Source organism: Streptomyces sp. a15 (genome assembly GCF_059026085.1).
The window spans coordinates 51159-77857 of the sequence record NZ_JBWLKM010000001.1; the positions used below are offsets into that span (position 1 = coordinate 51159).

The following is a 26699-nucleotide window of genomic DNA, read 5'->3' on the forward strand; positions in this document are numbered from 1 at the left end:
CCGTGTGTGCCCAGCCGGGTCCCCTACATCCCTCCCGCAGGAGTCCGAAATGAAGACGATCCCGTACTGGGTAGAGACCGCCGGGTCGTTCCCCGACCGCTCCGGCAAACCGCTCTCCGAAGACACCGACCTGGTGGTCGTCGGCGCCGGCCTGACCGGCCTGTCGACCGCCCTGCACGCCGCCCGCAAGGGCGCCCGTGTCACACTCGTCGAGAAGAGCCAGATCGGGACCGGCGCCTCCGCGCGCAACGGCGGCATGGCCAACCTGGGCTTCACCATCGGCGTACAGCAGGCCATCGGCCGGTACGGACTCGAACGGGCCCGCGAGATCTACAACTCCTACGGCGAGGCCGTGGACACCGTCGAGCGGCTTGTGAACGAGGAGTCCATCGACTGCCAGTTCCGTCGCGTCGGACGCCTGGGCGTCGCATCCCGCCCCGCGCACTTCGAGAGCAAGAAGGCCCAACAGCACGACTTGGCCAAGTACTTCGGACACGAGACCACACTGATCGGCAAGTCCGAGCTGCGTTCCGAGATCGGATCCGACGCCTACCACGGCGGCCTGCTCGACCCGCTCAGCGCCGCACTGCACGTCGGCCGCTTCGTGCGCGGCATGGCCGATGCGTGCGAGCGCACCGGTGTCGAGATCCACGAGCGCAACGCTGCCATCGGCGTGCAGCGCACTGCCGCCGGCCGTTTCGAGGTCAGCACCGAGCGCGGTGTGATCCGCGCCGGGCAGGTCATGATGGCCACCGACGCCTACACCGACAAGAACTTCCCGTGGCTGCGCCGCCAGCAGGTCTGCGTGGGCAGCTTCATCATCGTCACCGAGCCGCTCGGTGAGGAGCTCGCCCGGGACATCATCCCGAAGGGCCGCCTCCTCGTCGACTCCAACAAGGTCTGCCACTACTTCCGGCTCACCCCGGACAACCGGCTGCTGTTCGGCGGCCGCGCCCGCTTCGCACCGTCCGACCCCACCTCGGACAAGAAGAGCGGGCAGGTCCTGTTCCGTGAGATGTGCGAGGTCTTCCCCCAACTCTCCCGGACCAAGATCGAGTACGTGTGGGGCGGCTCCGTCGGCTTCGCGATGGACCGCATCGTGCACGCCGGGCAGACCGAGGACGGCGTCTACTACTCCATGGGATACGCGGGCCACGGCGTGCAGATGGCCACGCACATGGGGCAGGTCATGGCCGAGGTGATGGACGGTCACCCCGAGGTCAGCCCGGTCCGCGACATCGCCCCGCCCCGCATCCCCCTCTACAACGGCACCGCCTGGTTCCTGCCCTTCGCGGGCGCCTACTACCGGACGCTGGACCGCATTCGCTGACGGCGCGGCACCCCTGCACATTCCTCAGAAGGAGAAACACGCCATGACCATGCCCGTGATCCGTGACGTTCCCAAGCAGCTCTACATAGGCGGGAGTTGGCAGGACGCGGAGTCCGGCCGGACCCTGTCCGTCGACAACCCCGCCACCGGCGAGGAGCTGTGCCAGGTCGCCGACGCCTCTCGCGCCGACGGCCGGCGTGCCGCCGACGCCGCGGTCGCCGCCCAGGCCGCCTGGGCCACGACACCGCCCCGCGCCCGCAGCGAGATCCTGCGCCGCGCCTACGACATCATCATCAGCCGCACCGAAGAACTCGCCCTGCTCATGACCCTGGAGATGGGCAAACCCCTGGGCGAGGCACGTGCGGAAGTCGCCTACGCCGCCGAGTTCTTCCGCTGGTTCTCCGAGGAAGCCGTACGCATCGACGGCGGTATGACCACCGCCCCCGACGGCAAGAACCGCCTCCTCGTCACCCGCCAGCCCGTCGGCCCCTGCCTGCTCATCACCCCCTGGAACTTCCCCCTGGCCATGGGCACCCGCAAGATCGGCCCCGCCGTCGCCGCCGGCTGCACCATCGTCCTCAAGCCCGCCCCCCAGACCCCCCTGTCCACCCTCGCACTCGCCGCCATCCTCAAGGAGGCGGGCCTGCCCGACGGTGTGCTGAACATCGTCACCACCACCGACGCCGCCGGTGTCGTCGAACCGCTCCTGCGCGGCGGACAGATCCGCAAACTCTCCTTCACCGGCTCCACCCAGGTCGGCCGCCTCCTGCTCGCCCAGTGCGCCGACACCGTCGTACGCACCTCCCTCGAACTCGGCGGCAACGCCCCCCTCATCGTCTTCGACGACGCCGACCTCGACGTGGCCGTCGAAGGCACGATGGTCGCCAAGATGCGCAACATGGGCGAATCCTGCTGCGCCGCCAACCGCATCTTCGTCCACACCTCCGTCGCCGACGAGTTCACCTCCCGTCTCACCGCCCGCATGGCCGCCCTCACCGTCGGCCCCGGCACCGAACCCGGCACCGACGTCGGCCCCCTCATCGACGACGCGGCCTGCAGCAAGGCCGACGAGCTGGTGCGCGACGCCGTCAAGCGTGGAGCCAAGGTGCTCACCGGTGGCGAACTCCCCGACGGCCCCGGCTGCTTCTACCCGCCCACCGTGCTCGCCGACGTCTCCACCGAGGCCGCCATCATGGACACGGAGGTCTTCGGCCCGGTCGCCGCCATCATCACGTTCGACGACGAGGACGAAGCCGTCGCCGCCGCCAACGACACCGACCGCGGCCTGGCCAGCTACCTGTTCACCCAGAACCTCGACCGCGCCCTGCGCGTCAGCGAACGCCTCGAAAGCGGCATGATCGGCCTCAACACCGGCCTCGTCTCCAACCCCGCCGCCCCCTTCGGCGGCGTCAAGCAGTCCGGCCTCGGCCGCGAGGGCGGACGCGTCGGCATCGACGAGTTCCTGGAGTACAAGTACATCGCCGTCCCCACCGGAGCCTGACATGCCCGACCGACTCGTCGTCCTGTACCGCGGCAGCCGGCCTCCCGCCACAGGACTCATCGAGCGGCTCGCGGACACGGTCTACGCGACCGAGGAGGAGCTGCCCCTGCTCCTCCCCGGCGCGGACGCCCTCCTGGCCTGGGTCACGATCACCCCGGCCATCCGCGAGTCATGGCCCGACAACCCGGAGAAGGCGCCTCGCTGGGTCCACGCGTCCTCCGCAGGCGTGGACTCCCTCCTCTTCCCCGCCCTCGTCGACGACCCGGGCGTCACCCTGACCAACGCGCGAGGCGTCTACGACCAGCCGACCGCCGAATACGTACTCGGCCTGATCCTCGCCCTGGCCAAGGACCTCCCCGGCACCTGGGAACACCAGCAGCGTCGCGAATGGCGTCCCCGTCCCAGTGACAGCATCACCGGACGCGCCGCCCTGGTCTGGGGCACGGGCCCCATCGGCCGCGCCATCGCCCGGCAGCTGCGCGCCGTCGGCATGCGGGTGTGCGGCGCCGGGCGAACGGCCCGAAGCGACGACCCCGACTTCGGTACGGTGCACGGCCGTACGACCCTGCGCACGGCGCTGGGGGAGGCGGACTACGTCGTCCTGGCCGCCCCCCTCACCAAGGCCACCCGGGGCATGGTCGACGCGTCCGCGCTGGCGGCGATGAAGACCGGAGCTCGGCTGATCAACGTCGGCCGAGGCAGCCTCGTCGACGAGGAGGCGCTCATCCACCACCTCGCGGACGGCCGACTCGCCGGGGCCGCCCTGGACGTCTTCAACCAGGAGCCACTGCCGGCCCGGTCGCCCCTGTGGGACATGCCCGGCGTGATGATCTCCCCGCACACGGCCGGCGAGACCACGAGCGAGCGGGAGGCACTCATCGAGGTGTTCCTCGACAACCTCACCCGCCACATCGAGGGCCGCCCCCTGCGCAATGTCGTCGACAAGCGGCGAGGGTACGTGGTGGACGAGACCCACTCCGGCTGAACTGGGGCTCCAGTCTGGACAGATGCCGGCACCGCAGCGGTGCCGGCCGCGCGCAAAAGGGACAGACGGGCCACAGTCAGCACGGGTAGAGCAAGAGCCCCGGATCACTCCGGGGCTCTAACGCTGTGACCTGCACATTTGCTGCCAGGAACGATCGCTGCTACATCGGCGTCTCAGATACCGTCCGCACATACGTGCCACACTGCCAGATTCGACGACACCCACGGGAGCCTCCGCCGACAATGCACACCACCGCATCCGACTCGCTCGCCTCCCTCTGGGACGAGGTCTTCGGCTCCCAGCCCGACCCCGACCTGTGGGTGGTGATCGCGACTCTCGTCGCCGCCCTCGCCGTGGTCGTCCCGCACGTCCTGTGGCGCATCGCGCGCAACGCGATCACCATCGCCCACGAGGGCGGCCACGGCCTGATCGCCCTGCTCACCGGCCGCACCCTGACGGGCATACGCCTCCACTCCGACACCAGCGGCCTCACCGTCAGCCGCGGCAAGCCGCACGGCATCGGCATGATCCTCACCGCGGCCTCCGGCTACACCGCTCCCCCGCTCCTCGGCCTCGGCGGCGCCGCCCTCCTCGGCGCCGGCCACATCACCGCTTTGCTCTGGCTGGCGACGCTCCTGCTGGTGGCGATGCTGGTGATGATCCGCAACGCGTACGGCGCCCTGACCGTCGTCCTCACCGGCGGCACCTTCGTGGTGGTGTCCTGGCTGACGGGACCACAGGTACAGGCGGCGTTCGCGTACGCGGTGGTGTGGTTCCTGCTCATCGGCGGGGTGCGTCCGGCGTTCGAGCTCCAGGCGAAGCGGTCGCGGGGCGGGGCGGGGGACTCGGACGCGGACCAGTTGTCGCGGCTGACGCATGTTCCGGCGGGGCTGTGGCTGTTCCTGTTCCACGCCGTGTCGCTCTGTTCGTTGATAGGCGGGGGCCGCTGGCTCCTGGAGGGGTGAGAACTCCCCGTCAGAGGCGCGGGGCCGTATCGATGTGCGGCTCCGCCGCGGGGCGCGACCAGCCCCAACGGCGCCGCACCCGAACCACGACCGACCATTAAAGTGGGGCCCATGGCCCCAAACCCCGCACACACCGCCCTATGGCCCGCCCCGCACGCAAGCGGAGCCGTCGATGCGACGGTCCACGTGCCCGGGTCCAAGTCGGTCACCAACCGCGCCCTCGTGCTGGCCGCCCTCGCCTCCGAGCCCGGCTGGCTGCGCCGCCCGCTGCGCTCCCGCGACACCCTGCTGATGGCCGGTGCGCTGCGCGAGATGGGCGTCGCCATCGAAGAAGGAGTCGGCCCCGACGGCTCCGGCGAGGCCTGGCGCGTGCTCCCCACCGGCCTGGCCGGCCCGGCCACGGTCGACGTCGGCAACGCCGGCACGGTGATGCGCTTCCTGCCGCCGGTCGCCGCGCTCGCCGACGGCCCCATCCGCTTCGACGGCGACCCGAGGTCGTACGAGCGTCCCCTGAACGGCGTGATCGACGCCCTGCGCGTCCTCGGCGCCCGGATCGACGACGACGGCCGCGGCGCCCTGCCGCTGACGGTGCACGGCGGTGGCGCGCTGGACGGCGGCACGGTGGAGATCGACGCGTCCTCGTCGTCCCAGTTCGTGTCGGCCCTGCTGCTGTCCGGCCCGCGCTTCAACCAGGGCGTCGAGGTCCGCCACATCGGCTCGGCGCTGCCCTCCATGCCGCACATCCGGATGACCGTCGACATGCTGCGCTCGGTCGGCGCGCAGGTGGACACCCCGGAGTCGGGCGGCGAGCCGAACGTGTGGCGGGTCACGCCGGGCGCCCTGCTCGGCCGGGACCTGACCATCGAGCCGGACCTGTCGAACGCCCAGCCGTTCCTGGCGGCGGCGCTGGTGACCGGCGGCAAGGTGCTCGTCCCCGACTGGCCGGCCCGCACCACCCAGCCCGGCGACCGGCTGCGGGAGATCTTCACCGAGATGGGCGGTTCCTGCGAACTGACCGAGTACGGCCTGGTGTTCACCGGCTCGGGCGCGATCCACGGCATCGACGTGGACCTGAGCGAGGTCGGCGAACTGACCCCGGGCATCGCGGCGGTCGCGGCCCTCGCGGACTCCCCCTCCACGCTCCGGGGCGTCGCGCACCTGCGCATGCACGAGACGGACCGCCTGGCCGCGCTCACCAAGGAGATCAACGAACTCGGAGGTGACGTGACGGAGACCGCCGACGGGCTGCACATCCGCCCGCGCCCGCTGCACGGCGGGACCTTCCACACGTACGAGGACCACCGCATGGCGACGGCCGGCGCGATCATCGGCCTCGCGGTGGAGGGCGTGCGGATCGAGAACGTGGCGACGACGGCGAAGACCCTCCCGGACTTCCCCGACCTGTGGACCGGGATGCTCGGGGCGTAGGGACACACCATGCGCCGCTACGGCAAGCACACCGACGAGGACGACATCCGCTCCCGCCCGAACCGCAAGGGCAACCGACCCCGCACGCACACCCGCCCCAAGCACGAGGACGCGGTCGAGGGCATGGTCCTCACCGTCGACCGGGGCCGCCTGACCTGTCTCGTCGACGACCGGATCGTGATGGCGATGAAGGCCCGCGAGCTGGGCCGCAAGGCGGCGGTGGTCGGCGACCAGGTGATGATCGTCGGTGACCTGACCGGCAAGAAGGACACCCTCGCCCGCATCGTCCGCATCGAGGAACGCAAGTCGGTCCTGCGCCGCACGGCGGACGACGACGACCCGTACGAGCGCGTGGTTGTCGCCAACGCCGACCAGCTCGCCATCGTCACGGCCCTCGCCGACCCGGAACCCCGCCCGCGCCTGATCGACCGCTGCCTGGTGGCGGCGTTCGACGCAGGCCTGGAACCCCTCCTGGTCATGACCAAGTCGGACCTCGCCTCGCCCGACAAGCTGTTGGAGCTCTACGGCCACCTGGACATCCCGTACGTCGTCACCAGCCGGGAGGAACTGGAGAACGGCGAGGCCGTGGGCCGGGTCCTCGAGCAGCTCGACGGACGGATCACCGCCTTCGTGGGCCACTCGGGTGTCGGCAAGACGACCCTGGTCAACTCGCTGGTCCCGGAGGACCGCCGCCGGCTGACCGGCCATGTGAACGCGGTGACAGGCCGCGGCCGCCACACCACGACCTCGGCACTGGCCCTGCCGCTCGCGGGCGACGCGGGCTGGGTGGTCGACACCCCGGGCCTGCGGTCGTTCGGACTGCACCACGTGGATCCGTCCCGGGTGATCCACGCCTTCCCCGACCTGGAGCCCGGCACCGAGGGCTGCCCGCGCGCGTGCAGTCACGACGAGCCGGACTGCGCGCTGGACCAGTGGGTGGCCGACGGTCACGCGGATCCGGCCCGCCTGTACTCGCTGCGCCGGATGCTGGCGACGCGCGAGCGGACGGAAGGCGACTAGGACGCGAATCCAGGAAGGCGACTGACCTCCGCGTTGTTTGTCTCTGGGTAGGTCCGGTAAGGGCATAATCGCACCGAGCCGGATCCAGGCCTGACCAAAGCCTGATGAGCGGTCACACAACGACGGTCACAAAACGCTGGGACACGTGGACATCTACGGGAGGACAGCACATGGCGTGGCTGCTGGTCGTCGTGGCCGGGTTGCTCGAGACCGGATTCGCCGTCTGTCTGAAGCTGTCGCACGGCTTCACCAGACTCTGGCCAACCATCGCATTCGCCGTCTTCGCCCTCGGCAGCTTCGGTCTGCTGACGCTGGCACTGAGGAAACTCGACGTGGGCCCGGCGTACGCGGTGTGGACGGGCATCGGCGCGGCGGGCACGGCGATCTACGGAATGATCTTCCTCGGGGACCTCGTCTCGACGCTGAAGATCGTCTCGATCAGCCTCGTGATCATCGGGGTGATCGGCCTCCAGCTGTCGGGGTCGTCCCACTGACGGGGCCCGGGGTGGGCCCTTCCCGGGGCCTGCCCTAGAACACCAACTGACGCTGGAGCGCGCCGCGTACGAGATCCGCGACGCCGCCCTCGCCGGGCGGGGCCGCCACGCAGGACAGCGCGAGACGGACGACGAGCTCGCAGGAGCGGGCCAGTTCGGCGGTGTCCGACTTGAGCGCACCCGGTCCGGAGAGCACCGTCACGGCCCGGTCGCGCACCAGGGCCACGAAGTCGCCGGGTGACGGCAGCGGACCGTCCGCCCGGCGCTGCGCCGGTACGGCCGAGGAGGACGGCACCGCCGACAGGGTCGGCGAGGGCAGCCGTTCGCTCCAGCAGCCGGTGAGCATGGCCCGTACGAGCGCGTTCTCCCGGGCCGTCGACGCGGTCCACTCGGCGGTGGCGGTCAGCCGCTCGCGGGCGTCGCCGTTCGCGGTGAGCGCGCGCTCGACCCCGACGAGATAGCCGTCCGCCTCTCTCCTGACGAGGGCACGGGCCAGCCCTTCCTTGCTCCCGAACTCGTTGTACAGCGTCTGCCGGGACACTCCGGCCGCCGCCGCCACGTCCACCATTCGGACAGCGGACCACGGCCTACGGGCCAGCGCCGTGTAAGCGGCGTCCAGCAGGGATTCCCGCGCTGCAGGCATCATCGCCTCCCGAGGGCGAGCGGCACTGCGCCCAGATTTGACGCGCACCGGGGCACTGTCAAGGGGTCGCGGGAGCACTGGGGAGCGCCCTCGGGTCCCCGCGAGCCGCCTGACCGGCCGCTGTCCGCACCCTGGCCCCCTGTAGCCCGGTACCACTCCCGGCAGATAGCGTTCATCACATGCCGGACTACCACGACGACCTCCGCCTCGCCCACGTCCTCGCGGACGCCGCCGACGCGGCGACCATGGCCCGCTTCAAGGCCCTCGACCTCAAGGTGGAGACGAAGCCGGACATGACGCCGGTCAGCGAGGCGGACAAGGCCGCGGAGGAGGTCATCCGCGGCCAGCTCCAGCGCGCCCGCCCCCGCGACGCGATCCTCGGCGAGGAGTACGGCATCGAGGGCACCGGACCCCGCCGCTGGGTGATCGACCCCATCGACGGCACCAAGAACTACGTACGGGGCGTCCCCGTGTGGGCGACCCTCATCTCCCTCATGGAGGCGGCGGAGGGCGGCTACCAGCCCGTCGTCGGCGTCGTCTCCGCCCCCGCCCTCGGCCGCCGCTGGTGGGCCGCGAAGGGCCACGGCGCCTTCTCGGGGCGCAGCCTCACCTCGGCTTCCCGTCTGCACGTCTCCCGCGTCTCGAAGCTCTCCGACGCCTCCTTCGCGTACTCCTCGCTCACCGGCTGGGAGGACCAGGGCCGCCTGGGCGGCTTCCTGGACCTGAGCCGCGAGGTGTGGCGCACACGCGCGTACGGCGACTTCTGGCCGTACATGATGGTCGCCGAGGGCTCGGTCGACCTGTGCGCCGAGCCCGAGCTCTCGCTCTGGGACATGGCCGCGAACGCGATCGTCGTGACGGAGGCCGGCGGCACCTTCACCGGCCTCGACGGCCGCCCCGGCCCGCACAGCGGCAACGCGGCCGCGTCGAACGGCCTGCTCCACGACGAGTTCCTGGGCTATCTGAACGAGCGCTACTGAGCGGCACGATTGAGCGCGCACGCCCTCAATCGGCCGCACGCGCCCTCTTGTTGACCTCCGCTTTACCTGCCACTCTGAGGACACCCTCATTTGTGAACTTGTGAACCGCTGAACTATCGCAGCGGTTCCTAGGAGGTGACTCGGAACCCATGCTGGTCCGCGACGCCATGAGCACGGTGGTTCTCACCATCGGCCCCACCCACACCCTCCGCCAGGCCGCCGCCCTGATGTCCGCCCGCCGGGTCGGCGCGGCCATCGTCAACGACCCCGACGCCGATGGCATCGGCATCCTCACCGAACGCGACGTCCTCAACTCCGTCGGCCTCGGCCAGAGCCCGGACTCGGAACCCGTCCACGCCCACACCACCACCGACGTCGTCTTCGCCGCCCCGACCTGGACCCTGGAGGAGGCGGCCCTCGCCATGGCGCACGGAGGCTTCCGCCACCTCATCGTGCTCGACCGCGACGAGCCCGTCGGCATCGTCTCGGTCCGCGACATCATCCGCTGCTGGGCCCCGGTCCGGCAGCACGCGCCCGTCTGAGCACGCGGACGGGCCGGACCCCCCGTCCGGGGAAGTCCGGCCCGTCCGCTCACGACAAGCGATCCAGTGCTGGTGGTCCGTTCAGCCGCGCAGGGCCTGGACCGCGGCCTCCAGCCGCTTGCCGTAGTCTCCGTCGGCCTGACGGAAGTTGTCGATCGCGCGCTCGACGATGTCCTCGCGCGAGACCCGCGAGACCTTGGCGATGAAGCCCGCCAGGTTGGCGATCAGGCGCTCCTTCTCGTCCTCCGACATCAGACGGTAGAGGTTGCCCGCCTGCACGAAGTCGTCGTCCTCGGCGTGCACCGGCGCCGAGTGGTTGCCGGTGCCGCCGGTCACGGCGGTGGCGGACCACAGCGGACGATCCGTCTGGACGGGCCCGCCGAAGCTGTTCGGCTCGTAGTTCTTCGCACCGCCGCGCCGGCCGTCGTACAGGAAACCGTCCCGGGAGTTGGTGCGCACCTCGGTCGCGTGCGGGCGGTTCACCGGCAGGTGGTCGGCGTTGATGCCGACGCGATAGCGGTGGGCGTCGCCGTACGCGAAGAGCCGGCCCTGGAGCATCTTGTCGGGCGACGGGCCGACACCCGGCACGAAGTGCGCGGGCGAGAAGATGCTCTGCTCCACCTCCGCGAAGATGTTCTGCGGGTTCCGGTTGAGCCCCAGCTTCCCGATCTCCATCGGCGGGTAGCCCTCGTGGCGGCCACACCTTGGTGAGGTCGAACGGGTTGAAGCGCAGTCGCGCTGGTGGGAGTCGGGGTCCTCACCGGCGAGCCTGGCGGCCTCGGCCGAGGTCAGGTTCCTGATGCCCTGGTCGGTCTTGAAGTGGTACTTGACCCAGAAGACCTCGCCGGCCTCGTTGTTCCACTGGTAGGTGTGCGAGCCGTAGCCATTCATGTGGCGGTACGAGGCCGGGATGCCGCGGTCGCCGAACAGCCAGGTCACCTGGTGCGTGGACTCGGGCGACAGCCCCCAGAAGTCCCAGACGTTGTCCGCCTCCTGGCTGCCTGTATAAGGGTCGCGCTTCTGGGTGTGGATGAAGTCGGGGAACTTGATGGCGTCCCTGATGGAGAAGCGCAGGAAGGTCTCGGTCTGCTTGCCGACCTCGGAGAGGAACTTGGCACGCGTGTAGCGGGTGACGTCGGCGGTGACGGGGAAGGTGCCGTACGCCCCCGCGCCGCGGGCGTGGACGACGCGCTCCGGAATGCGCTCGCGGTTGAAGTGGGCGAGCTTCCCCAGGAGGAGCTGGTCCTGTACGAGTACCGGGCCGCCGACGCCCGCGGCGCCATTCCTTGCCGTCCCAGTCACTGAACCAACGTCGAACTCAATCCTATAATAGACAATATCTAAGTCAAGCAGAGATCCAAAGTCACACCTGGTCGCGACCTGGTCCCCCTTACTGTTAGGCTGGTGCGCATGAGCGACCTTCTGGAACGGCTGCGCGGACGCGGATGGCGGATGACCGCGCAGCGGCGTGTCGTGGCCGAGGTGCTCGACGGCGAACACGTCCACCTGACGGCCGACGAGGTCCACTCGCGGGCCGTCGCCAAGCTGCCCGAGATCTCCCGGGCGACCGTCTACAACACGCTGGGCGAACTGGTCTCCCTCGGCGAGGTCCTCGAGGTCGCCACGGACAAGCGCGCCAAGCGCTACGACCCGAACGCGCACCGGCCGCACCACCACCTGGTCTGCGCCCAGTGCGGCACCATCCGGGACGTCCACCCCGGAGGCAACCCGCTGGCCGACCTCCCCGACACCGAGCGCTTCGGCTTCACGGTGTCGGACGTCGAGGTGACGTACCGGGGCGTGTGCCCGAACTGCGCGGCGGCGTAGCGCTCTCTCTGCCTTCGGAAAGCCCCGGCATCAGTGGATGCCGGGGCTTTCTGCCGCGCTCTCCACAGCGCTCCCTGCCGCGCCTTCTGCCGTGTACGACCTTCCCGCACCCTTCCCGTATCTGACGGTCCGTCATATCGTCGGGCGGCACACCCCCCACCCCGTACCGAACTCCGCGAGGAGCAACCGTGGGAGATCCGCACCCAAAACTCCACGCCACCGATCTGACCCGCACCTTCGGCCGCGCACCCCGTGCCGTCGACGCCCTGGGCCCCGTCGACCTCACCGTCACCCCGGGCGAGTTCGTCTGCCTGGTGGGCCCGTCGGGCTGCGGCAAGTCCACGCTCCTGCGCATCGCGGCGGGCCTGCTCCGCCCGAGCACGGGCCGCCTGGAGATCCGTACGTCCAGCCCCCGCCCGGCCGCCATGATCTTCCAGGACTACGGCATCTACGACTGGAAGACGGTCCGCGCGAACGTCCGCTTCGGACTGGACATCCAGCGCGTCCCCCGCCGCGAGGCGAACGCACGCGCCGACGAGTGGCTCACCCGCATGGGCCTCGCCGACTTCGCGCACGCCTACCCGGCGGCCCTCTCCGGCGGCATGCGCCAGCGCGTGGCGATAGCCCGTGCCCTCGCGGTCGAGCCCGAACTCCTCCTCATGGATGAGCCGTTCGCCGCCCTGGACGCCCAACTCCGCATGATCCTCCAGGAGGAGCTGCTGGAGCTCACTCAAGCCACCCGCACCACCACCCTCTTCGTCACCCACAGCCTGGAGGAGGCGATCGTCCTCGGCGACCGCGTCCTGGTGATGTCCGCCCGCCCGGGCCGGATCATCGCCGAGCACCACCCGCCCTTCCCGCGCCCGCGCACCGGCGACATCCGCTCCACGCCCGAGTTCACATCCCTCAAGAGCGACCTGTGGGACCTCCTCAGGAAGGAGGCGGTGCCGGCATGACCACGCTCACTCCGGACCGGACCTCGGTCCTGGTCCGCCGCCCCGGCCCCCAAGAACTCCACCCCGTACGCACCCACCGCCGCAGGCGCGCTCTGGAACTGTCGCTCGCCGCGGCCGTCCCGTTGGTACTGATCCTGCTGTGGCAACTGGCCGCCGCCCAGGCCTGGATCGACGACCGCGTCTACCCGGCCCCGTCCACGATCCTCGCCGACGGCTGGGACCGGGCGGCGGCCGGTGACCTGTGGCCGGACGTGTGGGCGACCCTCAAACGCGTCCTGGCCGGCTACGCGATCGGCACGGCTGCGGGCTATGCGCTGGGCCTCCTGATGGGCTCCCTCTCCCTGGTGAGAGCGGCGCTGGAGCCGTTGCTCGACGCCCTGTACGTCGTACCGAAACTGGCCCTGCTCCCGATCTTCCTGAACATGTTCGGCCTGGGTGAGGGCCCGCAGGTGGCCCTGGTGGCGGCCACGGTCTTCTTCTTCGTATGGATCTCGACCATGTCGGCGGTGATCGCCGTCCCGACGGGCCACCGCGACGCGGGCCGGGTCTTCGGCGCCTCCTGGCGGCAGATGTTCCGCCACGTCCTGCTGCCGGCCTCGTTGCCGTCCGTCCTGGTGGGCGCGCGGATAGCGGCGGGCGTGGCGGTCCTGGTGATCGTCGCCTCGGAACAGATCGCCGCCACGAACGGCCTGGGCCACCTGATCTTCGACTCGCGCGCGCTGTTCCAGAACGACGTGATGTTCGTCGGCATCGTCTGTGTAGCCGTACTGGGCGTCCTGTTCTCCGAACTGGTACGGATCGTGGGACGGTTGCTCACTCCGTGGGCGCCCCGGGACCGCGGACGGGGGCAGTCATGAGGGGACGACGTGCCTACGGTGCCGTGATCGCCGTGGGTGTCCTGCTGGCGTCGGCGGCCTGTTCGTCGCCGTACGAGTCGGACTCGGAGCCGAAGGCAGGCGCGAACAACCGCACGATCCGCCCGGTGGAGGGCTGCGGCGACACATCCTGGACCGACCCCGCAGACCTCTCCCCCACCCGCCTGCCGGCCCGCTGCCAGGCCGGGGCCCCTCCGCCACAGCCCCTCCCCAAGACCCGGAAACTGACGATCGCGACGGGGACACTGAGCGCCGAGTACGTGGCACCGCTCCAAGTAGCCCTCGACAAGGGCGAGTTCAAGAAGGAGGGCCTGGATGTCACCCTGAAGGTACTGCCCACGCCGGACGCCCTCCCCCTCCTCGCCAAGGGGGACATCGACGCGCAGTGGGCGGCCCCGGAGGCGGCCGTCATGAACGGCATCCGCGGCGGTTTCGACATCAGGTGGGTCGCGGGCAACTTCTCACCCGACCCGGAGTCGAAGAGCGGCCTGTGGGTGCGGCTGAAGAAGGGCGAGAGCGCGGACCGGGTGGCCATGGCCGGGCGCAGGATGGGCACGATGATCGGCAAGGGTTCCGTGATCGCCTACCCCATGGAGAAGGCGCTGGAGAAGCACGGCGGCGGCCTCGACAAGATCCAGTACGCCCAACTGGGCTCCGCCGACGTCCTCACCGCCCTCCAGAACGGAGGCGTCGACTCGGCCTGGCTCCTCGATCCCGTCTGGCGCAGGGTCGACGGCGAGCCCGGATACGCATTCCTCGGCGGCCAGCCTCTGGGCGAGCCCCTGGGCGGCATGCTGTACGGCCCGAGTCTGCTGAACGACGACGTGGACGCGGGAGTTGCCCTGCTCCGGGCCTACATCCGCACGATCAACACGTACTTCACGTCCGACTACAAGCGGGATGCGGCCTTCGTCTCCTACCTGGCCAAGCTCCTGAAGGCCGACGAGGCGATCCTCACGTCCACCCCGTCCCTCCGCATGGACTGGGAAATCCGCACCGGCACCACGGACCGCCTCCAGACCGCCTACCGCGCCCAGGGCGTCACAGAGGGCGACCCGCTACCAGAGTCGAAGACGGTGAACAGAGCCTTGTACGAGGAGGCGACAGGCCACCGCTCCTGACAAACACGCCCATCACCGACAAACATCAAGGGCCGGAACCCATTTCTGGATTCCGGCCCTCGGCCTTCAGTAGCGGGGACAGGATTTGAACCTGCGACCTCTGGGTTATGAGCCCAGCGAGCTACCGAGCTGCTCCACCCCGCGTCGATGAATGGAACACTACGTCAAGGAGACCAGCAGAGGCAAATCGATTACCATCCCCTCATCAGCCCAGGTCAGCGCCACCCCACACCCCTCTCACCCTCGACTCCGATCCGCATCCTTCAGCCCGTCGGGCGTTCGAGGACGAGGCCCTTCGGGCTGAAGGGTCTGGGGCGCAGCTCCGGCGGGGTGCGGGGGCGGAGCCTCCCGTGGAGTGCGGGAGCGAAGCCTCCCGGATCCAGGGGGCGCAGTCCCCGCCTGGATCCGGGGGCGGAGCTCCACCAGGCGTGCAGGGGACGGAGCCCCGGCGGGGCCCAGGGACGAAGCCGCGTGGGCGCACGGGGCGCAGCCCCGCCAGGCGTGCAGGGGACGCAGTCCCAGCGGGGTCCCAGGGGCGCAGCCACGCATGGAGTGGGGGCGAAAGCCTCGCGTGAGATGCAGGGGACGCACTCCCCGTCGGGGTCCAGGGGCGGAGCCCCTGGTGGGGTCGAAGGGGCGGAGCCCCTGGGGATGGGACGGGTAGGGGCGGCGGGGGCGAGGAACACCCCGGCAGCAACCCCAACCCCGAGCCCCCCCGGCCTCAGCCCAGCGAAAGACTCACGCCGACAGCTCCTGCCGCAGCGCATCCCGCAACCGAGCCGCCCGCTCCGCAACCTCCCCCGGCCCAAGCACCACCGCCCGATCAGCCCACCGTTGCCCCTCGGCCAGCTCCCCCCGACGCGCGTAGACGAGGGCAAGCCGCAACGCCGCTCGCCCATGCCCCGCATCAGCCGCCCGAGTCCACCACACCGCAGCCTCCGGCTCACTCCCCTCCCGAGCCAGCAACAGCCCAAGATTGAACGCACCGTTACGAGACCCGGCCTCGGCAGCCTCCCGATACCACCGCGCGGCCTCCACGACATCGCCCCGCGCAGCGGCCAGCATCCCGACCCGAACCTGCGCCCGCCGATGCCCGAGCGAAGCCGCCCGCTCGTACCACTCCTCGCACTCGCTCTTCTCGTGCACCGTCTCCCCGAGCTCATGCGAAGGCACCGGCGGCCGCCGAGCATCCAGGACAGTCGCCAGCCGGTACGCGGCCTCCGCACTGCCACCCCCCGCCGCACACCGCAGGTACCGCTCCGCCTCCCGGTCGTCCCCGTCCCGCAGCCGCGCGATCCCGACCTGAAGCGCCGCTTCCGTATGCCCGGCGCCCGCAGCCCGCTCGTACCACCGCAGCGCGACGGCGTCCTCGCCCCGCCCGGCGAACAGAATCCCCAGGTTGAACGCGGCATCGACGCTCCCGGCCTCCGCGGCCTTGGAGAACCACGGCTCCGCCCCCCGCGCGTCCCCGCCCTGCAGCAACAGGATCGCCAGCGCGTTCGCCGCCTCGCGGTGTCCGGCGTACGCAGCCCGCCGGTACCACTGCTCGGCCTGCGCGGTCCGCCCCTGCTCGGCGCAGAGCAGCCCGAGGTTGTACGCCCCGTTGTCGTCACCGGCGTCCATCGCCGCCCGGTACCACCGCTCGGCGGTCTGCGGCTCCCCGCGCTCGGCATGCAGCGCGCCCAGCGCGTTGGCCGCGTTGCCGTCGCCGTCCTGCGCGGCCCGCAGCCACCACACGGCGGCACTCTCGGTGTCCCCGGCGTCCCGCAGCAGGAACCCGAGCGCGCAGGCGGCCCGCGCCTCCCCGTCCTTGGCGGAGGTCAGGTACCAGCGCCCGGCCTCCTTGAGCTCGCCGCGCTTCTCCAAGGTCGCCCCGAGGTGCAGCGCGGCCCGCCGGTGCCCGCGCGCGGCGGCCTGCCGGTACCACTGCTCGGCCTCGTCCGTCGCACCGGAACCAGCAGCAGTACCAGCACCAGCACCGGAGACAGCGCTGTCACCCCCGGCATCCACCTCGCCCACCGTCTTGCGATCAAGCGCACGGGCCAGCCGGTACGCCGCCTCCCGATGCCCCCGCTCGGCCGCGGACCGCATCCAAAGCTCGGCCCCGGCGTCCCCGCGATGCTCCAGCAGATCGGCGAGGGCGTACGCGCCCAGCGCGTGCCCCTGTTCGGCGGACTGCCGCAGCCAGTACTCCGCGGCCGGCTCGTCGCCCCGCTCCCGGTGGTGCCGGCCCAGCGCGTGTGCGGCCGCGGCGGACCCGGCGACGGCGGCGATCCGCCACCATCCGGCGGCGTCGTCGGCGTACCCGCGCTGATGGAGGAGGACTCCCAGGTTGTTGGCGGCGGCCCGGTCACCGGCCGCGGTGGCGGCACGCAGATGGGGCTCGGCTCCGTCGAGATCACCGCGGCGCAGCAGCATGGCCCCGAGGACGCTCATCGCCTCGACGTCGCCGGTCTCGGCGGCGATCCGCCGACGGATCTCTTCGGCCGCGTCCTCGGCGACACCCTCGACCGCCTCCCCGGCCTCGTCCGGCTGGGAAGGTTGCACAAAACGCCCTGTCTCGAACAGAGTTGCCTTGTCCCCCATAACGTCCATCGTCGCACCACCTGCAACCTGGGTACACCTGGTATACCGCAGCCAGTGAGGTCACTTCAGCGTTTTGTCGACATGCCCACAGAGAGACAAGTCAAACACAGAAGTCCCCAACTCCCCTCGGCGGCACGGCCGTCCCTGATGTCGGCACATGCGTTCGCACATCACGAAGGCCCGGATCCTTTTCAGGATCCGGGCCTTCGTTGGTCTGTGACTCACGTCGTCGACCTTGAGTAGCGGGGACAGGATTTGAACCTGCGACCTCTGGGTTATGAGCCCAGCGAGCTACCGAGCTGCTCCACCCCGCGCCGTTGTTCTGCAACCGTATCACGGCGCGGGGTGGGCTTTGACCAGCTGCTTTGGACTGCCGATCAGCGGCTGTCAGGACTACCGATCAGCCGCTGTCGGGACTGTCGATCATCCGCTGTCCGGACTGCCGGTCGGGCTCGGACTGCCGCCCGGGCTCGGACTGCCGCTGGGACTGGGACTGCTGGTGCCGCCACCACCGGTCTTGTCGGCCGCGGCCTGCGCGTCCTCGGCCCGCCGCAGCGCGGCCTCCAGGTCCGCCTGGGCCCGGCCGTACGCCTCCCAGTCACCCTTCTTCAGGGCTTCCTGGCCGGCGTCGAAGGCCTTCTGGGCGTCGTCCAGGGCCTTTTGGACCGTGGGGTTACTGGACGTCGGTGGTGGGGTCGTGCCCGGGTCCTCGCCCTCGTCCGGTGGCTCGGGAGTCGAAACGTCCGCTCCGAAGACCTTGTTGAGGGCTTGGTCGAGGGTGTCCTCGAAGGCGGTGTTGCCTCCGTAGCTCACCAACACCTTCCGCAGCAGCGGGTACTTGAGTCCACCACCGCGTACGTAGACCGGCTCCACGTAGAGCAGTCCTCCGTCGAGTGGCACCGTCAGCAGGTTGCCGTACTCCACCTCGGAGTCGCCGCCCTGCAGAAGTCTGATGGACTCGGCGATGTCCTGTTCGGAGTTGAACTGGCTCTGCACCTGTTTGGGCCCGTTGACGGTCGTACTGGTCGGCAGTTTCAGGATTCTGATCTTGCCGTAGTCGGGAGTGCCCGCCTCCGCGTCGACCGCCATGAACGCACTGAGGTTGTCCCGCCCGTTGGGCGTGAAGGTGGTCGTCAGCGAGAACGCCTGTGCCGACTGGTCGGGCATCTTCATGCTCAGGTAGTACGGCGGCACCGCGTCACCCGACTTGTTGGTCGGGTCGTCCGGCACCTGCCACACCTCGCTGCCGCTGAGGAACGTGTCCGCGTCCTCGACGTGGTAGCGGCTGAGCAGCTCGCGCTGGACCTTGAACAGGTCCTGCGGGTACCGGAGATGGGCCATCAGTGATGCGGAGATGTCGCCCTTGGCCTTCACCGTGCCCGGGAACGCCTTCATCCAGGTCTTAAGGACCGGGTCCTGGGTGTCCCACTGATAGAGCTTGACCTGGCCGGTGTAGGCGTCGACGGTCGCCTTCACCGAGTTGCGGATGTAGTTGACCTGGTTCTGCTGGGCCACCACCGCACGCGAGTTGTTCGTCGCGGTCAGCGAGTCGGCCGTCGTGTCACCAAGCGTCGTACGCGAGGAGTACGGGTAGCCGTTCGTCGTCGTGTACGCGTCGACGATCCACTGGATCTTGCCGTCCACGACCGCCGGGTAGGCGTCGCCGTCGATGGTCAGCCAGGGCGCCACCGCCTCGACGCGCTGCTTGGGCGTGCGGTTGTAGAGGATCCGCGATCCCTCGCCGATCGCCCCGGAGTACATGATCTGCGGTTCGCTGAACGCCAGCGCGTACGCGGCCCGGTTGACCGGGTTGGAGAGGTTGACCCCACTGTTGGCCGTGTAGCTGAAGGTCTTCTCTCCGCTGTCGTCGGAGTAGTCGATCTCCTTCTGGGGACCGCCGACGATCGAGTACGTGGTGGTCTTCTCGCCGTAGTAGATCCGCTGCTGGTACGTCCCGAGGTCACCCTGGGACGGCAGGTCGGACTCGGTGAAGACCGGGCGGCCCTCGGCGTCGGCCGTGGTGCCCTTGGCGGCGACCACGCCGTACCCGTGGGTGTAGCGGAAGTGGTCGTTGATCCAGTTGTTCTTCGGAATGCCGTTGAGGTTCAGCTCACGTAGACCGATGACCGTGTCCTGGTCCTTGCCGTCCTTGCTGTAGCGGTCGACGTCCAGGTTGGTCGGGAACGCGTAGTAGTTACGCATCTGCTGGAGCTGCTGGAACGTCGGCGAGACGATGTTCGGGTCCATGACGCGGATGCTGGCCGTGCCGTCGACGTCGTCGCGCAGCTTGGTCTTGTCCGTGGTGGTGGACTTGCCCGCGTAGTCGGTGACCTTGGTGTCGTCGATGCCGTACGCGTCACGCGTCGCCTTGAGGTTCTTGGCGACGTACGGCGCTTCCTTGGCCTGCTCGTTGGGCTGGACCTGGAACTTCTGGACGATCGCCGGGTACAGACCGCCGATGAGGATCGCCGAGAGCACCATCAGACCGAAGCCGATGACGGGCAGCTGCCAGGTGCGCCGCCACAGGGTGGCGAAGAACAGCACGGCGCAGATGACGGCGATGCAGAACAGGATCGTCTTGGCCGGCAGATAGGCGTTGGCGTCGACGTACCTGAGGCCGGTCCAGCTGTCGGTGGCCTTGAAGTCGCTGGACTTCACGGCCAGTCCGTACCGGTCGAGCCAGTACGCGACCGCCTTGAGGGCGACGAAGATGCCCAGCAGCACCGACAGGTGCCCAGTCGCGGCGGACGTGGCACGCGCGCCCGGAGAGGTGACCCTGAGCCCGCCGTACAGGTAGTGGGTCAGCGCGGCGGCGATCACGGAGAGGATCGCGGCGGCGAAGCCGAAGCCGAGCAGGAACCGGTACCAGGGCAGGTCGAAGGCGTAGAAGGAGACGTCGAGGTGGAACTGCGGGTCCTTCTGGTTGAAGGGCACGCCATTGACCCACATCAGCCAGGTCCGCCACTGGCTCGACGCCGAGGCGCCGGCGATGAGGCCCACCAGGGCGGTGATTCCCAGGAGCAGCCACCTCTTGTAGGGCGCGATGCCCATCCGGTAGCGGTCCAGGCTCTGCTGCTCCATCGACATGGCGCTCAGCGGCGGACGCAGCCGGTGGGCCAGCCAGATGTTGAGGCCGACCGCCAGGGCCATCAGCAGACCGAAGACGAAGAACAGCCCGATCTTGGTCCACAGGGTGGTCGTGAAGACCGACGAGTAGTTCACCGACCGGTACCAGAGCCAGTCCGTCCAGAACCCGGCGAACATGGTGAACGCCATGCCGAGGACGGCAAGGACGCCCAGTGTCATGAGCAGGGTCCGGACACGCCGGGACGGGCGGCCCACTCTGATCCGTGGCCCCGTCGGGCCTCCGCCGCGGTCCGGCATCTGGAAAGCCAAGGTGCGCACCTCGAAGTTCGCTGTTGGTATGTCAGACCCGCGTCGTCACGGGCCGTCCGTGGGCCTCGTGATCGTAGGCCCCCACCTATGCAACTTACTCACGCTTTACTCGGTTCCCGATTCCGGCCCTGAACGAGAGAGGATTGTGACCATGTCCAACACTCCCATGGCGGCGAGCCCGCTGACCCGGGCCGTTCTCGAGATCGACGAGTACGCCTCCGGCCTCGGCTGGGACCAGCCCGCCCGCCTCTTCGCCCTCGTAGACACCGCACGGCTGCGCACTCAGGAACCCGCCCTCGCGGCCCAGCTCGGCCTCGACGCGGAGCAGCAGACCACCGGCCTCACCCCGATCGAGCAGGAGGAGATCCCCGCGGGCAAGCCGCTCGACGAGTTCCTCGGCACGATCGCCTGGCCCGACGCCGTGGTCGGCTGCGCGCTCACCGTGGAGCGCCTGATGCTGCCGCCGTCCGCGGAGGCGTCCGTCCCGGAAGGGCTGACCGAGAAGAAGCTCGCCCAGTGGGTGGCCGAGCACCCGGACCGCCAGGAGGTCCGTATGACCGTCGCGGTCCTGCGCGACGGCGCCCGCGACTCGGCCCTGCGGCTGCGCGAGAAGGACTCCCCGACGGAGGTCCTCACGGGCGGTGCTCTGGTGCCGGGCCTTGCGGAGGCGCTGGCGGCGACGTTCGAGGAGTAGCCCTGCGGGCTACTGCGTCGTGCATTTCGTCAGGTCGGCGGTGTCGCCCGAGCGGATGTCCTTGAGAGCGCCGAGGGCGTCGTCGATGGTCTTCACCTTGACGAGGGTGAGCCCGTCGGGGGCGTCGCTCGCGGCGGCCGCGCAGTTGTCGGCCGGCGTGAGGAAGTACTGGGCGCCCTTGCTGCGCGCGCCGACGGTCTTCATCTCGATGCCGCCGATCGGGCCGACCTTGCCGTCGTCGTCGATCGTCCCGGTGCCGGCGACGAACTTGCCGCCGGTGAGGCTGCCCGGGGTGAGCTTGTCGTAGATGCCGAGCGCGAACATCAGCCCGGCACTCGGCCCGCCGACGTCGGCGAGCTTGATGTCGATGGCGAACGGGAACGTGTGGTCCGTCCCCGCCGAGATCCCGACGATGGCGCGCTTCTCGCCGCCGTCGTCGGAGGCCTTCGTCGTGATGGTGACGTCCTCGGTCCGGGTCGCCGTCTTGTTCTCCTTCTCAGCGGCGGCCTGTTCCTTGGCGGGCACGATCGTGAAGACGACGTCCTCGCCGGGCTTGTGCTTGGTCACCAGCTCGGCGACGTCGGCGGGCTCCTTCACCGCCGTACCGTCGACGGCCTTGATCACATCCCCGGCGTGCAGCCTGCCCTGGGCCGGGGTGTCCTTGACGACCGTCGAGACGATCACCCAGGACCGCACCGGGACGTCCAGTTCCTTGAGGGCCGCGACCTTGGCGCTCTCCTGGGACTGGCTGAACTCCTCGGCGTTCTCCTGGGTCGACTGCTCCTCGGTCTTGCCGTCCGGATAGAGGGTGTCGTGCGGCACGACCTTGTTGTCGTGCGCGAGCCACCCGTAGACGGCCTCGACGAGGTTCATCTTGTAGTCGGCGCTGGTGACCCGGACGGTGGTCATGTTCAGGTTCCCAGTCGTCCCGTACGTCTTCCGCCCCGAGATCTGCAGCACCGGCTCGCCGTCGTGGTCCCCGAGCGTGTTCACCGTCGGACCCGGTGACATCTCCGAATAGGGCACATTGATGAAGACTCCCGCGCACAGGAGCGCGATCAGCATCAGGGTGGAGGCGAGCATCGTCGCGGTGCGGCGTGGCATGGCACGACAGTACGGGACGCCTCTGTCAGCACACCGTGAGGGCCGCGTCCGGGTCATGTGCCGGAGCGGGGCTTCTCCATGGCGGCGCGGAAGCGGGCGTACCCGTCGAGCTCGGGGCCGTCGCTGCGGACCTTGCGGGTCCGATTGGCCCAACTGCCCCAGAGACCGGCGCCGATCGCAGCCACAAGCGGAATCAACAACCAGGCGAGCGCCGCCATGCCGTCCTCCCAACCCCGATGAGCGACCGCAAACTGACTGGTCAGCAGACTAACCGTCCGCACCGACAACGCTCACGCCAGGGGTGCGGTTACGCAACCGGAAGGGGAGTCACGCAGGGGGAGGCGGGCTCAGCAGGCGCCGACCCACTCCTCGGTGCCGTCGGAGAACTTCTGATGCTTCCAGATGGGCACTTCGTGCTTGAGGTCGTCGATCAGCTTCCGGCACGCCTCGAAGGCCTCGCCCCGGTGCGGACAGGAGACGGCCACCACGACGGCGAGGTCCCCGACCTTCAGGTCACCCACGCGATGCACGGCCGCGAGGGCCCGCACCGGGTACTCGGCGACGACCTTCTCGGCGATCCGCCGCATCTCGGCCTCGGCGCTGGGGTGGCACGAGTACCCGAGCTCATCGACATCGGCACCCCCGTCATGGTTCCGCACGGTCCCGACGAACAACGCGGTCCCGCCCGCGGCCTCGTCCCCGACGGCCCGGAAGACCTCGTCCAGGGAGAGCGCCGTCTCCCGGATGGCGAGGAGCTTGACGGGATCCTGGGCGGCCTGCTCACCGGGGTGGTCGTGTGTGGGTGCCATGCCTCCATCCTGCCGCACGCCGACGAGGACGAGGAACAGCGTCATCGACCGGTACGCACGCGTGCCTGCTTGGAGCCTCCTACAGACGGCGCGCCGCGACCGACTGAAGGCGGTGTGCGGCACGCCCTTCCGTCAGATCCGGCGCCGAGCCTTCCGGGCCCGCCGTACGACCGCCGCCGCACCCAGCAGAGCCACCGTCGCCCCCGCGGCCCCGGCCGCGGTCGCGTCCTTGCGCCCGAGTCGCCGGCCCGCCACGGTGTGTCTCCCGGAGACCTCGTCCAGCAGCTCCGCGAGCACCTCCTCGTTGGTCCACTGCGGCCGCCACCCCGCGTCGTGCAGCCGGCTCCCGCTGACCACCCAGGGGTACATCGTGTAGGCCAGGTCGCCCGCCGGGGACGGCGTCAGCCCGATCCGGTGCAGCCGGGCCGCCGCGCCCAGCGCGACGGTGGACGGCAGTTCCATCCGCCGGATCCCGCTGAGTTCCTCGACCTCCTCCTGCTCCAGCCACCCGTCGCACCCGACGGCGAGTTCCCCGTCGACCTTCTCCAGGACGGCGTACTCCAGGGCACTGCACAGGTCCTCGACGTGACAGAACTGCCAGGCGGGCCGCGACCCGGCCACCACCAGCAGCCGAGGTGACTCGAAGTACCTGGTCAGCGCGGTGTCCGTCTCCCCGACCAGCACCGCCGGCCGGACCACGGTGACGTTGAGCCCCGGATGCGCCCGCGGCGCGCGCCGGGCGAGTCGCTCGATCTCCAGCAGATCCCCGACTCCGGTCGCCTCCGCCGTGGCCCGCAGCTCCGCGTCCTCGGAGAGCGGCAGCTCGTTGTCCGGCAGGGCCCCGTAGACCATGGCGGACGTGCACAGCACGACCCGGTGCACGCCGGCCGCCGCGGCAGCCGTCAGCACGGTCTGTGTCCCCCGTACGTTGTAAGCCGTACGGGCGGCCGCGTCGGTCTCCAGATCCAGGTCGAGCGCCAGATGCACGACCGCGTCTGCCCCGCGCAGCTTCTCCGCGATGGCCGGATCCCGTACATCCAGGATGTGCCACTGCGCCGCCGCGCACTCGCCGCGCCGCTCGTCGATGGCGATGACCTGCTTGATCTCGTCCGAGGCGGCGAGCCGCTCGACGAGCAGCGCGCCGACACCGGACGCGGCACCGGTGACCGCGACGACGGGCCCGCGCGCACCGGGCGTGGTTGAGTGGTTTCGCGCTGCGCGAACCTGCGGATCTGGGGAACTCACCGGGCGTCTCCAGCGGTTGTCTTCAGTACGCACGCGAGTGACGCGTACGTACCAGGTGGCATCCATCCTGCCGCAGGCCGAGAGTCGGCGAAGCACCGAGGCCCCAAGCGCCTCGGGTGTCTACGCTGGGTGGTGTTATCGGGCAGTCAGCCGTCGGAGACAACCGGCGGCCTTACCAGCCGAGGAATCCCGTGAGTGACACCCCATTCGGATTCGGCCTTCCGCCGGAGGAGCCGGACGACGGCGACGAGGGCAAGAAGAAGGACCCGCAGAGCGGCGGTGGTCAGGGCCCGGCCAACCCGTTCGGTTTCGGCGGGCTGCCCGGCGCCGGTGGCTTTGGCGGCCCCGGTGCGGACAATCCGCTCGCTGCCATGTTCGGTTCGCTGAACCCCAACGACCTGGGCGCCGCCTTCCAGCAGCTGGGCCAGATGCTCTCGTACGAGGGCGGCCCGGTGAACTGGGACATGGCCAAGCAGATCGCCCGCCAGACGGTCTCCCAGGGCACGGCCGACGGCACCAAGGACGCGAGCGTCGGCCCCGCCGATCGCACCGCGGTCGAGGAGGCCGTCCGGCTGGCCGACCTGTGGCTCGACGACGCGACGTCCCTGCCGTCCGGCGCGGGCTCCGCGGTGGCATGGAGCCGCGCGGAGTGGGTCGAGGCGACCCTGCCCGCGTGGAAGGAGCTCGTGGACCCGGTCGCCGAGCGCGTCGGCGCGGCCATGGGCGACGTCCTGCCGGAGGAGATGCAGGCCATGGCCGGCCCGCTGATCGGCATGATGCGCTCGATGGGCGGCGCCATGTTCGGCACGCAGATCGGGCAGGCCGTCGGCGTGCTCGCGGGCGAGGTCGTCGGTTCCACCGACATCGGCCTGCCGCTGGGCCCGGCCGGCAAGGCCGCGCTGCTGCCGGTGAACATGGAGGCGTTGGGCAAGGACCTCGGCGTGTCGAAGGAGGAGGTGCGGCTGTATCTCGCCCTGCGCGAGGCTGCCCACCAGCGCCTGTTCGCACACGTGCCGTGGCTGCGCTCGCACCTGTTCGGCGCGGTCGACGGCTACGCGCGCGGGATCAAGGTCGACACCGCCAAGCTGGAGGACGTGGTCGGCCAGTTCGACCCGCAGAACCCCGAGCAGCTGCAGGACGCCCTTCAGCAGGGCATGTTCCAGCCCGAGGACACGCCCGAGCAGAAGGCCGCCCTGGCCCGTCTGGAGACGGCCCTGGCGCTCGTCGAGGGCTGGGTGGACGCGGTGGTGCACGCGGCCGCCAAGCCGCGGCTGTCGTCCGCGGACGCGCTGCGCGAGACGCTGCGCCGCCGCCGTGCCTCGGGCGGCCCCGCCGAGCAGACGTTCGCCACGCTGATCGGCCTGGAGCTGCGCCCGCGCCGCCTGCGCGATGCCTCCCGTCTGTGGGCCTCGCTCACCGACGCGCGCGGTGTCGACGGCCGGGACGCCCTGTGGGCGCACCCGGACATGCTGCCGACGGCCTCCGACCTGGACGACCCGGACGGCTTCGTGCACCGCGAGCAGCTGGACTTCTCCGAGCTGGACAAGATGCTCGGCGAGGCCGCGGACAAGCCCGACCTCAAGAAGAAGGGCAACGGCTCCAACGACGCCAAGGACACCGACAAGGGCGACGACACCGAGTGAGCCTGTACGACGACGCGGTCCTCGTACTGAAGAGCTACGAGGGCCAGGAAGAGCTGCGCCAGGCCTACCTGGACCACCTCGCCGCACATCCGGACGGCATGTGGAAGGCGTGCCGGGCCGGTCATCTCACGGCGAGCGCCCTGGTGATCGACCCGGAGCGCGGCCGGGTGCTGCTCACGCTCCACAAGAAGCTGCGCATGTGGCTCCAGATGGGCGGCCACTGCGAGCCGCAGGACGCCTCCCTGGAGGCGGCGGCCCTGCGTGAGGCGACAGAGGAGTCCGGCGTCGAGGGGCTGACGCTGCTTCCGGGCGGCCCGGTGTCCCTCGACCGGCATGCGATCCCGGCGCCGTGCCACTGGCACTTCGACGTCCAGTACGCGGCCGTGGCCCCGCCCGACGCGGCGCACGCGGTCAGCGACGAGTCGCTCGACGTGCGCTGGTTCGCATACGACGAGGTGGCGTCCGTGGCGGACGAGTCGGTCGTACGGCTGCTGGAAGCGACCCGCGCGAGGCTGTGAACGTGTGGGGCTGTGAACGTGTGTAAGGGGCGACTGC

At 70.2% G+C, this 26699-nt stretch carries 24 protein-coding genes and 2 tRNA genes; 16 read left to right on the top strand and 10 right to left on the bottom strand.

Going from position 1 to position 26699, the window contains the following annotated elements:
• Nucleotides 1–49: 49 nt before the first annotated feature.
• From AC5P09_RS00240 to AC5P09_RS00270, 7 genes are all read left to right on the top strand, one after another.
• A complete protein-coding gene (locus AC5P09_RS00240) occupies nt 50–1330 on the top strand; it encodes an NAD(P)/FAD-dependent oxidoreductase (protein WP_493871845.1) in 1281 nt (426 codons plus the stop codon).
• Nucleotides 1331–1379: 49 nt separating this feature from the next.
• The gene (locus AC5P09_RS00245) at nt 1380–2831 is read left to right on the top strand and encodes an NAD-dependent succinate-semialdehyde dehydrogenase (RefSeq protein ID WP_493872287.1); all 1452 of its coding nucleotides are present in this window, start codon (nt 1380–1382) and stop codon (nt 2829–2831) included.
• 1 nt (nt 2832) lies between these two features.
• On the top strand, nt 2833–3816 hold the full coding sequence (locus AC5P09_RS00250) for a D-2-hydroxyacid dehydrogenase (RefSeq protein WP_493871846.1): 984 nt from the start codon (nt 2833–2835) through the stop codon (nt 3814–3816).
• 242 nt (nt 3817–4058) lie between these two features.
• Complete coding sequence (locus AC5P09_RS00255) at nt 4059–4781, top strand: M50 family metallopeptidase (RefSeq protein ID WP_307677214.1); 723 nt, start codon at nt 4059–4061, stop codon at nt 4779–4781.
• Between the two features lie 111 nt (nt 4782–4892).
• On the top strand, nt 4893–6209 hold the full coding sequence (gene aroA, locus AC5P09_RS00260) for a 3-phosphoshikimate 1-carboxyvinyltransferase (protein WP_493871847.1): 1317 nt from the start codon (nt 4893–4895) through the stop codon (nt 6207–6209).
• 9 nt (nt 6210–6218) lie between these two features.
• A complete protein-coding gene (gene rsgA, locus AC5P09_RS00265; RefSeq protein WP_493871848.1) occupies nt 6219–7229 on the top strand; it encodes a ribosome small subunit-dependent GTPase A in 1011 nt (336 codons plus the stop codon).
• Nucleotides 7230–7399: 170 nt separating this feature from the next.
• A complete protein-coding gene (locus AC5P09_RS00270) occupies nt 7400–7723 on the top strand; it encodes a DMT family transporter (RefSeq protein ID WP_493871849.1) in 324 nt (107 codons plus the stop codon).
• Between the two features lie 34 nt (nt 7724–7757).
• Here the strand turns inward: AC5P09_RS00270 and AC5P09_RS00275 are convergent, their stop codons facing one another.
• The gene (locus AC5P09_RS00275) at nt 7758–8369 is read right to left on the bottom strand and encodes a TetR/AcrR family transcriptional regulator (RefSeq protein ID WP_266434004.1); all 612 of its coding nucleotides are present in this window, start codon (nt 8367–8369) and stop codon (nt 7758–7760) included.
• Between the two features lie 176 nt (nt 8370–8545).
• On the opposite strand from AC5P09_RS00275, the gene hisN reads away from it, so the two are divergent.
• Both hisN and AC5P09_RS00285 read left to right on the top strand, forming a co-directional pair.
• Complete coding sequence (hisN, locus tag AC5P09_RS00280; RefSeq protein ID WP_307677209.1) at nt 8546–9346, top strand: histidinol-phosphatase; 801 nt, start codon at nt 8546–8548, stop codon at nt 9344–9346.
• A 149-nt stretch (nt 9347–9495) separates the two neighbouring features.
• Complete coding sequence (locus AC5P09_RS00285) at nt 9496–9888, top strand: CBS domain-containing protein (RefSeq protein WP_493871850.1); 393 nt, start codon at nt 9496–9498, stop codon at nt 9886–9888.
• Nucleotides 9889–9969: 81 nt separating this feature from the next.
• On the opposite strand, the gene AC5P09_RS00290 is transcribed toward AC5P09_RS00285, so the two are convergent.
• A complete protein-coding gene (locus AC5P09_RS00290; RefSeq protein ID WP_493871851.1) occupies nt 9970–11190 on the bottom strand; it encodes a catalase in 1221 nt (406 codons plus the stop codon).
• A gap of 108 nt (nt 11191–11298) precedes the next feature.
• Between AC5P09_RS00290 and AC5P09_RS00295 the strand changes: the two genes are divergently transcribed.
• From AC5P09_RS00295 to AC5P09_RS00310, 4 genes are all read left to right on the top strand, one after another.
• On the top strand, nt 11299–11715 hold the full coding sequence (locus tag AC5P09_RS00295; protein ID WP_266434010.1) for a Fur family transcriptional regulator: 417 nt from the start codon (nt 11299–11301) through the stop codon (nt 11713–11715).
• Between the two features lie 188 nt (nt 11716–11903).
• Entirely contained in the window at nt 11904–12671 is a 768-nt protein-coding gene (locus tag AC5P09_RS00300; RefSeq protein ID WP_493871852.1) for an ABC transporter ATP-binding protein, read from the top strand.
• Nucleotides 12668–13528, top strand: a complete 861-nt coding sequence (locus AC5P09_RS00305) for an ABC transporter permease (RefSeq protein WP_493871853.1) — start codon at nt 12668–12670, stop codon at nt 13526–13528. Before AC5P09_RS00300 ends, AC5P09_RS00305 begins: the two co-directional genes overlap by 4 nt.
• The gene (locus tag AC5P09_RS00310) at nt 13525–14667 is read left to right on the top strand and encodes an ABC transporter substrate-binding protein (RefSeq protein ID WP_493871854.1); all 1143 of its coding nucleotides are present in this window, start codon (nt 13525–13527) and stop codon (nt 14665–14667) included. Before AC5P09_RS00305 ends, AC5P09_RS00310 begins: the two co-directional genes overlap by 4 nt.
• A 70-nt stretch (nt 14668–14737) precedes the next feature.
• On the opposite strand, the gene AC5P09_RS00315 is transcribed toward AC5P09_RS00310, so the two are convergent.
• The 4 genes from AC5P09_RS00315 to AC5P09_RS00330 form a co-directional block, all read right to left on the bottom strand.
• Nucleotides 14738–14811 (bottom strand) — tRNA-Met (locus AC5P09_RS00315).
• 594 nt (nt 14812–15405) lie between these two features.
• A complete protein-coding gene (locus AC5P09_RS00320; protein WP_493871855.1) occupies nt 15406–17262 on the bottom strand; it encodes a tetratricopeptide repeat protein in 1857 nt (618 codons plus the stop codon).
• Between the two features lie 231 nt (nt 17263–17493).
• A tRNA-Met gene (locus tag AC5P09_RS00325) sits at nt 17494–17567 on the bottom strand.
• A 109-nt stretch (nt 17568–17676) separates the two neighbouring features.
• Nucleotides 17677–20637 carry a UPF0182 family membrane protein gene (locus AC5P09_RS00330; RefSeq protein ID WP_493872288.1) on the bottom strand — a complete coding sequence of 987 codons (2961 nt, stop codon included), beginning with the start codon at nt 20635–20637 and terminating at the stop codon, nt 17677–17679.
• Between the two features lie 163 nt (nt 20638–20800).
• Between AC5P09_RS00330 and AC5P09_RS00335 the strand changes: the two genes are divergently transcribed.
• Nucleotides 20801–21343, top strand: a complete 543-nt coding sequence (locus AC5P09_RS00335; RefSeq protein ID WP_266434019.1) for a PPA1309 family protein — start codon at nt 20801–20803, stop codon at nt 21341–21343.
• Nucleotides 21344–21352: 9 nt separating this feature from the next.
• On the opposite strand, the gene AC5P09_RS00340 is transcribed toward AC5P09_RS00335, so the two are convergent.
• The 4 genes from AC5P09_RS00340 to AC5P09_RS00355 form a co-directional block, all read right to left on the bottom strand.
• Nucleotides 21353–22447 (bottom strand): YlbL family protein, encoded by a 1095-nt coding sequence (locus AC5P09_RS00340; RefSeq protein WP_493871856.1) that lies wholly within the window; start codon nt 22445–22447, stop codon nt 21353–21355.
• Between the two features lie 53 nt (nt 22448–22500).
• Nucleotides 22501–22665, bottom strand: coding sequence for a hypothetical protein (locus tag AC5P09_RS00345; protein ID WP_307677201.1), 165 nt, complete (start codon nt 22663–22665; stop codon nt 22501–22503).
• Between the two features lie 129 nt (nt 22666–22794).
• Nucleotides 22795–23256, bottom strand: coding sequence for a molybdenum cofactor biosynthesis protein MoaE (locus AC5P09_RS00350; RefSeq protein ID WP_266434025.1), 462 nt, complete (start codon nt 23254–23256; stop codon nt 22795–22797).
• A 132-nt stretch (nt 23257–23388) separates the two neighbouring features.
• Complete coding sequence (locus AC5P09_RS00355; protein ID WP_307677200.1) at nt 23389–24501, bottom strand: SDR family oxidoreductase; 1113 nt, start codon at nt 24499–24501, stop codon at nt 23389–23391.
• 191 nt (nt 24502–24692) lie between these two features.
• Between AC5P09_RS00355 and AC5P09_RS00360 the strand changes: the two genes are divergently transcribed.
• Nucleotides 24693–26144 carry a zinc-dependent metalloprotease gene (locus AC5P09_RS00360; protein WP_493871857.1) on the top strand — a complete coding sequence of 484 codons (1452 nt, stop codon included), beginning with the start codon at nt 24693–24695 and terminating at the stop codon, nt 26142–26144.
• A complete protein-coding gene (locus AC5P09_RS00365) occupies nt 26141–26662 on the top strand; it encodes an NUDIX hydrolase (RefSeq protein WP_493871858.1) in 522 nt (173 codons plus the stop codon). The genes AC5P09_RS00360 and AC5P09_RS00365 overlap by 4 nt, the downstream gene beginning before the upstream one ends.
• Nucleotides 26663–26699 lie beyond the last annotated feature (37 nt).